Raw genomic sequence first — 14603 nt, forward strand, 5'->3', positions numbered from 1 at the left:
ATTTAGAATTTAAGATTTAGCCCTATGGTATAAACCGATGGTACCGGATAAAATTGACGATCAATTCCGTTAGGTACCTCAGGATTAAATCCATTGTATTTGAATACAGTTAAAGGCCTTTCAGCAGTTAGAAATACAATAGCATCAGGAACACCTGTTCCAAATAAGGATGAACCTTTCAGATGGTAGGCCAATCGCACATTTTGAATGCGGAAGAATGAACCATCTTCAACCAAATAATCGCTGAAATTTTGGTTCCATCCTCTTCTTAGTCCTGAAGCTGATGGATATTCATTTGATGTTCCGTCACCATTCCATAGATTATTTGCAAGATCTGCATCTATGTTGGTATCGTTAGTCCAGATGATTTCTCCTCTCTTTCTGTTCAGAATTTTGTTTCCACTTTGCCCCATTATATTCATTGAGAAGTCGATGTTTTTATAACTGACACCTAATACACCACCGTAAGTTAGGTTTGGAAAATAAGAGCCTAAAAAAACTTTGTCATCATCATCAATAATGTCGTTTCCATCCTGATCTACAAATTTCAAATCACCTGGCATCAGGCCATTATCTGTTGCCACTGGATCATTATCTATGTCGCTTTGGTTCTGGTATACTCCGGCAACTTCATATCCATAAAAAGATAATAATGGTTCACCTACTTGTGAACGCTGACGGAATTCGGCTGAACCACCATTCAAGTATTCTTGTCCATACAGGTCGCGTACTTCGTTTTTGAGTGTAGCAAAATTAAAACCTACATTGTATCGTAAATCATCTGTAATTCTACCATTCCAGTTAACAGCCATTTCCAGACCGGAATTACGTATTACTCCTACATTTTTTAGTACGCTACCTGATTGTAGTTTTAAACTGACTGGAATAGCAGCATTTTCTGTATCTCTAACGTAGTAATCAGCTTCAATGTCAAGTTTATTGCCGAATAAAGTTGCATTCAAACCAAAGTTAGTTCCGGTAACTGTTTCCCAGCCCAGGTATCCAAATGTACTGGTTGTGGTTGTTGCATCTATTTGGGTGTCATCAATAGCCAGATAAACCGGGTTGGTAGTATTTGCTCCATCCTGACGTGCTATTTTATCGTTACCAAGTCGGCCCCATCCACCTCTTAGTTTTAAGTAGTCAATAAAGTTGGCTCCGTCCATAAAAGATTCTTCAGATAATACCCATCCTAATCCAAAAGCTGGGAATGTTCCCCATTTTTCCTGATATTTTGAAGTACCTTCTCTTCTTAATGTAAAATAAGCTAGGTACTTACTGTTAAAGTTGTATGAGATACGGCCAAAATACGAAAGTCCATAAATTCTTTCGGCATTGTCATTAACCGTTTTAGATGTTTCGGATTGCGACTGACCAATGTACCATGAATTTTCATTTATTGGAATATCTTCAGCATATCCTTGCAAGTAATCATACCATTCATCGCGATAGGAAGTACCCAGCATAACACTTAGATTATGGCTGCCAAAACTATCATTATAGGTTAATACATTATCTAAGAATTGATTAGTATTAGACGTTTTAGAGGAGCTAATACTTGATAATTCTCGCTTAGTATCATTAGTAGCATAATAAGGTAAACCCACATTACGACTTTTTAAGTCCATAATATACATGCTATAAGTTGTTTTAAAATTCAACTTACTTGGAATTAACTGAATATCGGTATACATGCCGGTTAATACCTTTCGAATATTCTGCCTGTTATTACCATAATCAAGAGCAAAAAATGGATTTTGAGCTCCCCGGTAATCTAATAATTGAGCACTTGCATACATGCTTGCATTAGAAATATTGGCAGCTACCAACTCATCATAATTCTCCATATCGTATTTAGGTAGAATAGGAACAGCATGGTAAGCATTAAACCACGCGGCATCACTGGCAATAAATCGGGTTCCGTTACTCACATTTACGTTCATCCCAGCCTTTAACCAATTGTTTACTTCATGATCAAAGTTACCCCTGATATTTAGTCTTTCATATGAATTCTTGGCAGTTTCTAACAAACCCTGTTGTTCATAGTAACTAACGCCCATTGAGTAAGTGGTAGATTCCGAACCTCCGGTCATGCTAATGGAGTGATTTTGTTGCCTGGCCGTTTTCTTCATTATTTCAGAATACCAGTCAGTATTCACATCCGGCACATTTGGATTAATGCGGCTACGACCATATCGTTGCATTGCATTATCTATAAATTGCAAATCGGCAGCCGATCCTGTTTGATTAATATACTCAACAAACTGTTCGGCATTAGCCATTTTTAGAACATTCTGTGGTACCTGAATACCAATATAACCTTCATAGGTTACTGTAGCTTTTTTGCTAACCGATCCTTTTTTGGTTGTAATTAAAACAACACCATTAGCAGCTCTTACTCCATAAATCGCAGAAGCTGATGCATCCTTTAATACAGATAAGCTTTCAATATCCGATGGATTTAAAAAGTCGATGTTATCGAAATACATTCCATCAACAACATATAAAGGAGTTGAGTTACTACTTCCGGGATAGGATCCAATACCTCTAATACGCACAGTAGGCTCCGTTCCGGGAGCACCCGCATTGATAATTTGCATACCGGCTACTTTACCTTGTAAAGCCTGCATGGTTTGTCCATTCGGACTTTTAACTAATTCTTCTGATTTAACAGTGGTGATTGCTGATGTCAGATCTTTTACTCGTTGGGTACCATACCCCACAACGACTACTTCATCAACTAACTGATTTGATTCTTGTAATAATACATCAATCTCGGTTCTACCTCCAACAGGTATTTCCTGTGTGTCAAAACCAATGAAGCTAAATACAATAATATCATCAGAATTTGCTTCAATAGTATAAAATCCATCCAGATCAGTTATAGTTCCAGAGGATGATCCTTTAACAACTATCGAAACACCTGGAATTCCCAAATTGTCAGTTCCTGTTACTTTACCTTTAACCTTTAGTTGCTGTTGTGCAAAAAGTAATGTAGAAACTAACATGAGAGAAATAACAAAAAGAGTTTTTTTCATGATGTTAGATTTATTAGTTCGCTGTGTCAAAATTAGAGAGGACTTATGGTGAAGTAAAATAAACAGCTACACGACAAACTCTCAATGTTAAAATGTGCTAATTTTAATTATCACAATTACCTCATATTTCCTAATATTATTAACTTATTTATCAGACTATATGGTATTTACAATTTTTAATTTTTAACATTTACAAATGTTAATTGTAGAAAATATTTTGAAATAATGAGTTAAAATACCTTTAATTACGGCTAATAAAAGGCCAATTTGGAGGTAAAATAGCCTCGCTATGTGAATATTTCTTAATTTTAATATAATTTCGTTGGTGTAGTTTTTAAGATTGGACTTAACAAAATCACAAGGGTAATTATATATGATTAGAGAATATTTAATCTTGCAAAGAGTAATGTCTTTGCTGTTTGTTATAATAATTGCGAACAATTCATTGGTTAAAGCTCAAACAATTAGAAGCTTTTCTAAAAAAGATTATCATGCCTCAAGTCAGAATTGGTCTGTTGATTTTGATAATGAGGGACACACATACTTTTGTAATAATACAGGATTATTGCAGTTTGATGGTGTTACCTGGAAATCGTTTCCAACGCCTAACAGTTCAACTTTGAGGACTGTTTCAGTAGATGCAAACAACAAAGTATATACAGGTGGTTATAGAGAATTAGGTTATTGGAAGCATACCCCCGATAATGAACTTAAATACCAATCATTAACCAATAAGGTAGAGAAGAATTTTACACCTAATGAAGAGTTCTGGAATATTTTCACCATCAATGACAGAGTCGTTTTTCATTCATTTTCTAAATTATATATTTATGAAAATGACGATTTTTCTATTATCCAACCCGGTGGCTTTTTGAATTTCGCTACTCAAATCAACAATTCGGTTTACGTTACTATATACAACAGGGGTATTTATAAGCTCTATCAAAAACAACTGATACCTTTTATCGAAAATGATTTTTTAAAAGATAAATTGATTCGTTTCTTAGCTCAAGCAACTGAACCTGACACCTATTTTATTGGAACAGAATCAAATGGCCTTTACACCTATAATATTAGAACAAATGAGTTAAAGACTGCATTTACTCAAGCTCAATCCTTCCTCATAAAAAATCAAATCAACAAAGGTATTATCACACCGGAAGGGCATGTAATAATAGGAACTATTTTAGACGGAATTATAGCATTTGATAGAAAAGGAAATATCGTTTTTCATTACAATAAAGAAAATGAGCTTCAAAGTAATACTGTTTTGGGTATTGGCATGGATCAATTAAAAAATATATGGCTGGCCCTGGATAATGGTATTGAATTTATTCCTTCTTCTATTGACGGGAAAAAACGGTTTTTTCAGTCTGAAGAACTAGGAGCTGTTTACAGTGCTGCTTTATACAATAACCTGCTCTACATAGGCACCAATCAAGGGCTTTATACCATGCCCTGGAATGATTTAAGCAATCAGTTTCAATTATTAGACAAAACACAAGGCCAAATATGGGATTGCAAAGAGTTGGATAATCGATTGTTTGTTGGTCATAATTCTGGCACCTTTATAATTGATCAAAACGATGTTGAAGCTTTATCTTCTTTTGCCGGAGCCTATTCAATTACACGGCATCCATTAAATCCCAATATTTTAATTCAAGGTACCTACAATGACTTAATTGTTTATAAGAAGATAAATGGCAAGTGGCAATTTTCAAATACCATTAAAGGATTTAATAATCTTATTCGATATGTTGAGTTTGATCACCTTGGTAACTTATGGGCAAGTCATGTTTACAGGGGTGTTTATAAGCTACGATTGAATGAAGAATTGGATAGCATCGTGTCTAGCAGGCATTACGACAAAATTGATCAGACAGAAGAAAATATTAGTAGTCCTAAAGCCTTTAAAGTTGAAGGACGAATTGTTCTTACTTCTGGAGTAAGGATGTATACCTATGATGATTTAAATGATACGATTATACCATATAGTGAATTAAACAGGTATCTGGAAGATTTTAAATCCTCTCATAGAATCGTATACGCCAACAAGCACCAATATTGGTTTATTAATAAAAGCGGCATGGCCTGTTTTGATATCCGCCCCGATACTATTATAAAGTTGAAGCAATATCCGAATACCGTTTTTCAAAACCAATTAATTCCAACTCATGAAAATGTAGTACAAATCAACGACTCGAACATTATTGTTTGTATGGAAAATGGTTTTGCATTACTTAATCCGCTCAACAAATCAGAAGGAGATAGGATGAGTAATTATACTCCAGTTTTGCGCCAAGCCTATTTTAATGATGAGAAAGATGAACGTATGGTTATGAATACGTCAGAGCATATCTACTCAATCCCAAACAGACTGAATAATTTAATGTTCCGGTATTCATTTCCTATTATTAACGGCGATCCAACCAGTTTTCAATATAAAATTCAAGGGCTTTCCAATGAATGGTCAACGCTTAGTGAGAAACCTATTTTTGAAATTACCAGAATACCGCCGGGAGAATATACTTTTATGGTTAGAGCAGTCAATAATTGGAATAAATACTCTGGTATTCATCAGATTAAAATTATTATAAACAAGCCATGGTACCAATCATGGAAGGCAATACTGCTCTATTTTATAATTATCGCGGCTCTGCTAACTTTATCAAGAAGGATAACTACTCGAAAAATTAAATTGAAAGAAAAAAGGAAAAGAGAAGAGAAGGAAAGAGAAGTAACAAAACTTAGAAATGAAAAATTAAGTGCAGAACTTACCCATAAAAGTCAACAATTGGCCGGTTCAACAATGGGTATAATTAAGAAGAATGAATTTTTAATGTCATTAAAAGACAAAATAAAGCGTCAGAAAGAGGCTCTTGGAACCAGGTATCCAGATAAATACTATACAGACCTAATTAATAAAATAGATGAGAATATTTCTGGTCAGGATGATTGGCATCTTTTTGAAGCTAATTTTGAGCAAGCACACGAAAAATTTCTTAAAACACTTAAATCTAAATTTCCTGAATTAACCCCAAGCGATCTTAGACTATGTGCATATTTACGTATTAATTTAACATCTAAAGATATTGCTCCATTACTTGGCATTTCGGTACGAGGAGTTGAAAATCACCGTTATCGTTTGCGAAAGAAACTAGGCTTAAACGGTGATAAAAATTTGGTGGAATTTATTATTAATTTTTAATTCTCATAATTAACTTAAATACAATAGTATAACACAGATAATAACACTAAGTAAATATAAAAACTCATTATCTATTTAGTATTTATTAACTTATTTAATAAATATTAACCCCTGATTATCATACTCTAAAGATATTAAAGGTACTTTTGTATCCGAAAGAGAATCTAACTTATGCATACAGAGACTAGTCACATTTTATTTCCCGACTGTAAATTGATTATTGAATTATACAGAGGTAATATTGAAGTAAGTGATATATTAAATCTTAAAAAAGAATCTTCTAAAGATAGTAATTATCATTCCGATTTCTCTGTAATTATGGATTTCAGAAATGCCAATATTATTGGTGGCTCTCAAGAAATATATGAGTATAGTCAAAGAATTCAAGAGATGCCAAAGATATTAGGAAAGAGATTTGTTGCTGTATTAACTAGTAAACCTAATGAAGTTGTAGTTGCTACTTTATTTGATTTATTTAATCGTAACCTCCCCATTACATCAAAAGTATTTTCAACACAGCAAGCTTCCATCAAGTGGCTTTCCGGAGTCAATTCTTCTCTCAGAAGTTGTCAAAAACATCATAATGAGATAAAGAAAATATTAGAAAACCATGGATCCTTATCCTTATAATAATTAAAGGCAGCCATACTATAGTTATTTCTTCTTTGTATTTTCATCAATTCATTCCTGCTCCCTTATTAAGTCAATAAAATTCTTGATTTGTATTTAATTCAAATATCGATTCTAAACTTTAATATTTAAATAGGAATTTATTCAATACACCATCGAAAGTATACTCTAATACTTTTTTTCAAAAAAAGTGTAAGGTCACACTACTCGCCACTCAATTATTACTAGCTTAAATACAACAACATACCACCACATATAAATAGTATCTATATCGACATTAATAGTATCTATTTGATTTATATTACTACTTGCAATAGTTTTGATGATGTAAAAAGAACGAAACAAATAGTATTAATATTTAATCATTTTAATTATGTCACAAATAGGAAAAGAAATTGTAGATTTTGAAGTTCAAGCATACGTAAACGACGACTTTAAAACTGTTAAAAAAGAGGATGTAACCGGTAAATGGTCAATCTTCTTCTTCTACCCTGCCGACTTTACTTTTGTTTGTCCAACGGAGTTAGAAGATTTAGCAAATAAGTATGATGAATTCAAAGCTACAGGTGCTGAAATATATTCTGTTTCAACTGACACTCACTTTGTTCACAAGGCTTGGCACGACACTTCAGATACCATCAAAAAAATAAAGTACCCTATGTTGGCTGATCCAACAGGTGTTCTTTCACGTGGATTTGATGTAATGATTGAAGAGGCTGGTTTAGCTGAACGCGGTACATTCATCGTTAATCCTCAAGGCGAAATTGTTGCTTATGAGGTAGTAGCAGGTAATGTTGGTAGAAACGCCGATGAGTTGTTACGACGCTTTAAAGCACTTCAGTTTGTAGCAGAGCATCCATCAGAAGTTTGCCCGGCAAAATGGGAACAAGGTGCTGAGACTCTAGAGCCAAGCATCGACCTTGTAGGTAAGATTTAATTTTAATAACCTACTATACATAATTTCAAGGCTTCATTCTGAATTACTTATATAGAATGAAGCCTTTTCTTCCCCGGACCATTAAAAAATATAAGAACATGTTAGAACAAGCTTTAAAAGATCAGGTACGCTCCTTATTTGCAAACCTTCAAAATTCATACTCATTTGTTGTTACTGTTGCCAATGACCATAAAAGTAAAAACGATTTAGTTTCATTATTACAGGATGTTGCTTCATGTTCTGACAAAGTAGAAGTAATCGTAAAGTCGGGAACCGGATTATCTTTTACTATTTTAAAAAATAACAATACAACCAATGTAACATTCAGGGCAGTACCAACTGGCCATGAATTCACAACTTTATTGCTGGCTATTCTCAACCAGGATGGTATTGGAAAGAATCTTCCGGATGAAGTTTTATCTGAGCGAATTAAAAATATCGATCAAAAACTTGAATTAAAAAGTTATATATCTTTAAGTTGTACCAATTGTCCTGATGTTGTACAAGCTTTAAATATCATGGCTTTCAATAACCCTCTTATTTCTCATGAAATTATTGATGGTTCAATTAACCAGCAAGAAGTGGATAATTTGGGCATACAAGCTGTTCCAACTGTTTTTGCTAATGGGAAGCAATTACATGTAGGTCGGTCATCTATAATTGAATTAATTTCTAAAATAGAAGATCAGTTAGGAACTGAATTCAAACCTACAGTCAAGGTTAATAAAGAATATGATGTAGTTGTTGTGGGTGGTGGTCCAGCCGGTGCTTCTGCAGCAATTTATTCAGCCCGAAAAGGATTTAAAGTGGCAGTTGTTGCTGAAAAAATTGGCGGACAAGTTACTGAAACAGTTGATATTGAAAATATGATTTCTGTCCCTAAAACAACAGGTAATAAACTGTCGGGCAATCTGATGGAACATCTAAATGAGTATCCAATTGATATTTTAGAGAACCGAATGGTTGAAAAACTTGAGTTGGAGAACGGAATAAAAAAATTAACATCTTCGTTGGGTGAGACCATTTCAACACCTGCATTAATAATTGCAACAGGTGCCAGTTGGCGTAAATTAGGTGTACCTGGTGAAAACGAATACATTGGATCAGGTGTAGCTTTTTGTACTCATTGCGATGGCCCTTTTTACAAAGGAAAAAAAGTGGTTGTAATTGGTGGTGGAAACTCCGGATTAGAAGCAGCCATTGATTTATCTTCCATAGCTTCTGAGGTTACGGTTCTTGAATTTATGGATACTCTTAAAGGAGATCAGATTTTGCAAGATAAACTGGCAACAATGTCCAATGTTAACATTATTACTAACGCTCAAACACTGGGGATAGATGGTGATGGACAAAAAGTAACTGATCTGAAATTTAAAGACAGAACTACTGACAAAGAAGAGGTTATTAGTACCGATGGTGTCTTTGTTCAGATTGGATTAAAAGCCAATAGTAGTGTTTTTACCGATGTGGTAGAAACCAATCGAATGGGCGAAATTGAAATTGACGCAAGTTGTCGTACCAAACAACCCGGAATATACGCTGCGGGTGATGTTTCGGTGGTACCTTATAAACAAATTGTGATTGCCATGGGCGAAGGTTCAAAAGCTGCTTTATCGGCCTTTGAAGATCAGATAAAAGGAAAGTTAATAGCGAACTAATACCCATTATATATTTAATTTTAAGGTTCATTGCTTATTAGTAATGAACCTTTTGTGTTAATACAGTACATCAATTGTTCCTTTTTATATCTTTGGGTAAATGACAGGTAATGATGAAAGGAATAACCAAAACTCAAAAATCGGTATTGCTGGTAGTTACTTTAACCTCTTTTATGGGTCCTTTTTTAATTTCTTCAGTAAATGTGGCCTTGCCTGCTATTGAAAAGGAACTTCAATTAAATGCCATAAGCCTTAGTTGGATAATGACATCTTTTCTTCTTTCTTCCGGCATATTTCTTTTATTAGCCGGACGATGGGCTGATTTTTTAGGTCATAAAAAGATGTTTAAAGCAGGAACTGTTATTTTTCTTCTTTTCACGTTCCTGTGTAGTTTCTCTAAAAGTGGCACCCTACTAATTACCTTGAGATTTCTGCAAGGTACAGGGGCTGCTATGTTAATGGCAACGGGACCAGCTATTTTAGTTCGTGAATTTCCCAAGGAAAGAAGAGGAGCTGTATTAGGCTTTACCGTATCTGCTGTTTATATCGGACTGGCTGTAGGACCTACTGCGGGTGGTTTCATAACTTTTTACTTGGGATGGCAAGCTATTTTTTTCATTTCTTCTCTATTAGGGTTATTAGTGATGGTTGTAGCTATCATTTACCTAGGTACCGACAAAATTAAATCAGATACTTCTTTATTGGATTACAAAGGTGCATTAATATATGCCCTTGCTTTGGCTTCAATGGTTTACGGTTCTTCTGTAGTAAAAACATTATTAGGTCAAATAATTCTAACAGGCGGAGTTTTATTACTAATTTTATTTATTTGGCAACAAGGAAAATCAACAGTCGCCTTTTTTCCTGTTAAGGAGTTTAAGGTAAATCGTTTATTTGCCTTTTCTAATTTTGCAGCATTAATCAATTATAGCGCTACATTTGCAATAGTCTTTTTAATCAGTCTATACCTCCAAAAAGTATTGGATTTTTCACCACGAACTGCTGGAAGTATTCTCATAGCACAACCAATGGTAATGGCTTTTTTATCACCAATTGCCGGCAAGTTGTCTGATAAATATGAACCCAGACTCTTGGCTTCAACCGGAATGCTGATATGTAGCATTGGTCTAGGTTTATTTATACTTTTAAACGCTCAAAGTTCTGTATTCTTTATTATAGGCAATCTGGCATTTATTGGTTTTGGCTTCGCACTTTTTTCATCTCCCAATATGAATACCATTATGAGTTCTGTTGAGCAAAGCAAAGCTGGATTGGCTAGTGGGATTTCAGCAACCATGCGAGTTTTGGGACAGATATTAAGTATGACCATTGCAACTGCTATATTTGCTTTATTTTTCAATAAGCAATCTATTACAAATATTGATATCGATGTTTTTTTAAAAGGGACAAAGGTTGCCTTTGTAATTTTTTCGATACTTAGTTTCACAGGTGTGTACTTTTCGTATAACAGAGGTAAATTGCATTAATTCTACCACTCCCAACCAAAACCTGTCTGTATGATATAATCAGTAGTTGAAACCCCCTCAATCGGATGATTATCATAATTTAAAGTAGCCCCGAATTTGATATAGAAATCCAATGGAAGATCATATTTAATATCGAGCTTGGTATCAGAACGCCAACGTCCTTGTTCTGTAATACCTCCATATATAGACGAACTAAATAAAAGCGTAAAATCCTCTACATCATATAAATTGAGTTCCATTGTAAAATATCCCTCCCACGTTTGTCTGTCAGAAGAAGAATCGTAATATTTCTCAACGTTTCGGTTAGCTCCTAATACAATCCCCCAATATGTTTTGTTCGTTCGGTGCAGATAACGCGCCATACCTAATTGTGTATTAAAACGAAGATTCAACTGTTGTTCACTGTTGGACAGAGTGCTAAATGTTACAATAGAGTACCAGTTCTTCATCACATATCTGGTATTTAGTTCACTTTCTGTACGACGTATATTTTCAGCATCATCCTGACTTGTCATCAGAGAACTAATTGTAAAGTTTGAATTCCATTTTTCTGCCTGATACCCCAATCCACTTCTAGTTGTAAAACGCTTTAAATTTTTTGCTTTTGTCATTTCATATGACAGATCTATAAAGGCACTGAAGCGATCTTTGAATTTATCATCATACGGTTTTAAATAAACAATATCTGAAGGCTCCATCAATTCAACAAGTCCCATTGGTGTTGTAACTTTACAAATTGAATCGTTAATGGAATAAATATTACTAAAATACTCCTCTCCTCCTTCCAAATCAACCATAAAATTAGATTGCGTCCTTATCCAGATTACCTTTTTCCATTCTGCTTCAAAATCACTATCGCTATAATCCGTTTCTATAACTAATACACCTTTCTCCATTGATTTAATTTCTCCAACCAAGAGCTGACCATTTGTAAAGCGAACGGAGTCAATTTGTGCAGATGATAATTGTAAAATAAATAATAAAGAGAGGGTAAGTAAGGTTATTATTTTCATGTGGGTTGATTTTTTTGATTCACACCCAATTTACAAAAATCAAGAAATAGATAAAAGAGCCTGTGTAAGATTTAATATAAATTTTAATTGCGTCGTTTAACTCCTCTAATTGCTGCAGTTTCTAATGGATTTTCCGGCCATTCGTGTTTGGGATATCGGGCTCTGAGCTCTTTTCTCACCTCAAAATAGGCATCATTCCAAAAGCTTTCTAAATCACCGGTTATCTGCACCGGTTTAAATCCTGGTGACAATAAATGCATTAACAAACTTACTTTTCCAGTGTTAACCCTAGGGGTTGTTATCAAACCAAATACTTCCTGAAGACGAACAGCTAACACCGGTTTATCGCCATTATCTGAATATTGTATCTTAATTTTTGATCCACTGGGAACTTCTATACGCTCGGGTGCCAACTTATCTAATTGTTGTTGCAGGTCATATGTCAAATGGTGTTGAAGAACTTCTTTTAAATTGATTTTCTTCAAATCTTCAGGTCGTTTAACATTACTAAGATATGGAGCCAACCACTCATCACACGTTGCTATTAATTCTTCATTTGATACATCCGGCCAACTTTGTTCTTTATTCCATGCACGAAGGCTTAACACCCTGTTTTGCCATTGAACCACTTCTTTATTAAAGTTGAGCAAACTGATACCTTCCTTTTTAATAGCATCGCAAATAGCATCTGTTTTAGCGCTTTCATCATAATCTGGCAAAGGTCTGCTTTGCAATACAATGCTACCAATTCTTAATTCGCTAACAGCCTTAAAACCGCCATCTTTGGTATTCCAACTAACCCTATCAACATTTTTAACCATTGAGACCAAATCGCGGGGATTTAAAGGAGAGGCTAAAAAGATTCGCCCCACACCATCGGTAGCATTCAAATTAGCAATAGCCAGCCATTCTTCATGCGCCAAATCATCCTGATGCCCTGCTGCTGCAATTCTTCCATTGGCTAATTTAAATTGAGCATTGTTTCCTGGTTTACAATGAGCAATACGCTCTGGATAAGTAAAAGCCAACAGTAATCCTGTTTCATATGGATCAAAATCACTGTTATCAACTTCACAATTCAACATTTTTCTGTACTGAAGAGAAACCCTTTCTATACGTTTTAATTTGTTGTTTTTCAAATTACCACTTCGATACCTGCGCAATGCCTCAATTCGTAAATTAATATCAATTCCAGCATCTTTGCCCAATGGATCACGTTCCTCCAAAACGGCAGCAACATCTACCGCCAACGAACTCAAGCCCTCCTCTTCAGCTTTTAATAACATATGTGCTATTCGCGGATGACAAGGTATCTTATTTAGTTGCTTACCATGTTCAGTTATATTTCCGTTTACTAATGCTTCTATCTGATGAAGTACATTTTTTGCCTGACGTACATGACCTTTAGGCGGCAGTGTTAGCCAATGTAATGTTTCGATATCCTTTACACCCCAATTAGTAATATCAAGCATTAAAGAGGCTAAATCAGCATCTTCAATCTCTGGTGTTTGATGTTCTGTTTTTTGATGATGACCTGCATTGGTCCACATTCGATAGCATACACCGGGGCCTAAACGTCCAGCACGACCTGCCCGTTGATCTGCTGAGTCCTTTGTAATTTCGATGGTTTCCAACCTCGACAAGCCTGATCTACTATCAAAGCGCATAGTACGTCCAAAACCTGAATCCACAACTACCTTCACACCTTCTATGGTTAAACTGGTTTCAGCAATGGATGTAGCTAATACAATTTTTCTTCTTCCTTGTTTATCGGGCATGATGGCTGCATATTGCTTTGATGAATTCAATTGTCCATACAAAGGATGAATTTGCGTATTTCCAACCTTTCCTTTCAGGATTGCTTCACATTTTCTGATTTCTCCTTCCCCTGGCAGAAAAACCAAAATATCACCGTCCTCATCATTTAAGGCTTTCGATACAATTCGTGCAGTCAGTTCAGGTATCATATACATGTCGGCATCGCCTGTATACTTAATTTCAACAGGGTATTGACGCCCTTCACTCTTGACAACCTTACTATTTAATAATTGAGAAAGACTACTGACATCCAAAGTCGCCGACATCACAATTATTCGCAGATCATCACGAAGAACCAGCTGAGACTCCAATGAAAGTGCCAAGGCTAAATCACCAAATAAATTGCGTTCATGAAACTCATCAAAAATTACAGCCCCAACCTTTTCCAAAGCATTATCGCTTTGAAGCATTCGTGTAAGAATACCTTCCGTAACAACTTCAATGCGAGTTCTGTCGCTGATAACATTATCAAAACGAATCCGATAACCAACTGTATCGCCTACCTTTTCGCCTAATAAATCAGCCATTCTAATTGCAATGCTTCTGGCAGCTAACCTACGAGGTTCTAAAACAATAATCTTTTTTTCAGCCAGCCAGGGCTCATCCAATAGAGCCAGCGGAATAATGGTACTTTTTCCAGTTCCCGGTGGCGCGTGAATAATTAGACGGTTATTGGTAAACAGTTGTTCCTTTATCTCAGGAATAACCTCTACAATAGGCAAATCTATTTTGGATGAATCGAATTTCAAACTTATTATTTTTTGTTTACAGCAAGAGTGCAAATATACAGGAAACAGGGCATTTTAAGTGCATA

The 14603-nt window shown here is 35.1% G+C and carries 8 protein-coding genes; 5 read left to right on the top strand and 3 right to left on the bottom strand.

The window, feature by feature from the left end:
* Positions 1–2: 2 nt before the first annotated feature.
* Complete coding sequence (locus tag KEM10_RS04700) at positions 3–3038, bottom strand: SusC/RagA family TonB-linked outer membrane protein (RefSeq protein WP_212214133.1); 3036 nt, start codon at positions 3036–3038, stop codon at positions 3–5.
* A gap of 394 nt (positions 3039–3432) precedes the next feature.
* Between KEM10_RS04700 and KEM10_RS04705 the strand changes: the two genes are divergently transcribed.
* From KEM10_RS04705 to KEM10_RS04725, 5 genes are all read left to right on the top strand, one after another.
* Entirely contained in the window at positions 3433–6246 is a 2814-nt protein-coding gene (locus KEM10_RS04705; protein ID WP_212214135.1) for a triple tyrosine motif-containing protein, read from the top strand.
* Between the two features lie 171 nt (positions 6247–6417).
* Positions 6418–6876, top strand: coding sequence for a hypothetical protein (locus KEM10_RS04710; RefSeq protein WP_212214138.1), 459 nt, complete (start codon positions 6418–6420; stop codon positions 6874–6876).
* 373 nt (positions 6877–7249) lie between these two features.
* The gene (gene ahpC, locus KEM10_RS04715) at positions 7250–7813 is read left to right on the top strand and encodes an alkyl hydroperoxide reductase subunit C (protein WP_212214141.1); all 564 of its coding nucleotides are present in this window, start codon (positions 7250–7252) and stop codon (positions 7811–7813) included.
* Positions 7814–7911: 98 nt separating this feature from the next.
* Positions 7912–9471, top strand: a complete 1560-nt coding sequence (gene ahpF, locus KEM10_RS04720; protein WP_212214144.1) for an alkyl hydroperoxide reductase subunit F — start codon at positions 7912–7914, stop codon at positions 9469–9471.
* A gap of 110 nt (positions 9472–9581) precedes the next feature.
* Positions 9582–10958 (top strand): MFS transporter, encoded by a 1377-nt coding sequence (locus KEM10_RS04725; protein ID WP_244825557.1) that lies wholly within the window; start codon positions 9582–9584, stop codon positions 10956–10958.
* Positions 10959–10960: 2 nt separating this feature from the next.
* Here KEM10_RS04725 and KEM10_RS04730 read toward each other — a convergent pair whose 3' ends face one another.
* The gene (locus KEM10_RS04730; RefSeq protein ID WP_212214146.1) at positions 10961–11971 is read right to left on the bottom strand and encodes a DUF481 domain-containing protein; all 1011 of its coding nucleotides are present in this window, start codon (positions 11969–11971) and stop codon (positions 10961–10963) included.
* Between the two features lie 83 nt (positions 11972–12054).
* Positions 12055–14538: an ATP-dependent helicase HrpB gene (gene hrpB, locus KEM10_RS04735; protein ID WP_212214149.1), complete on the bottom strand. Its 2484-nt coding sequence runs from the start codon at positions 14536–14538 to the stop codon at positions 12055–12057.
* Between the last annotated feature and the right edge of the window lie 65 nt (positions 14539–14603).

Source organism: Carboxylicivirga linearis (assembly GCF_018271995.1).
GTDB classification, from domain to species: Bacteria; Bacteroidota; Bacteroidia; order Bacteroidales; family Marinilabiliaceae; genus Carboxylicivirga; species Carboxylicivirga linearis.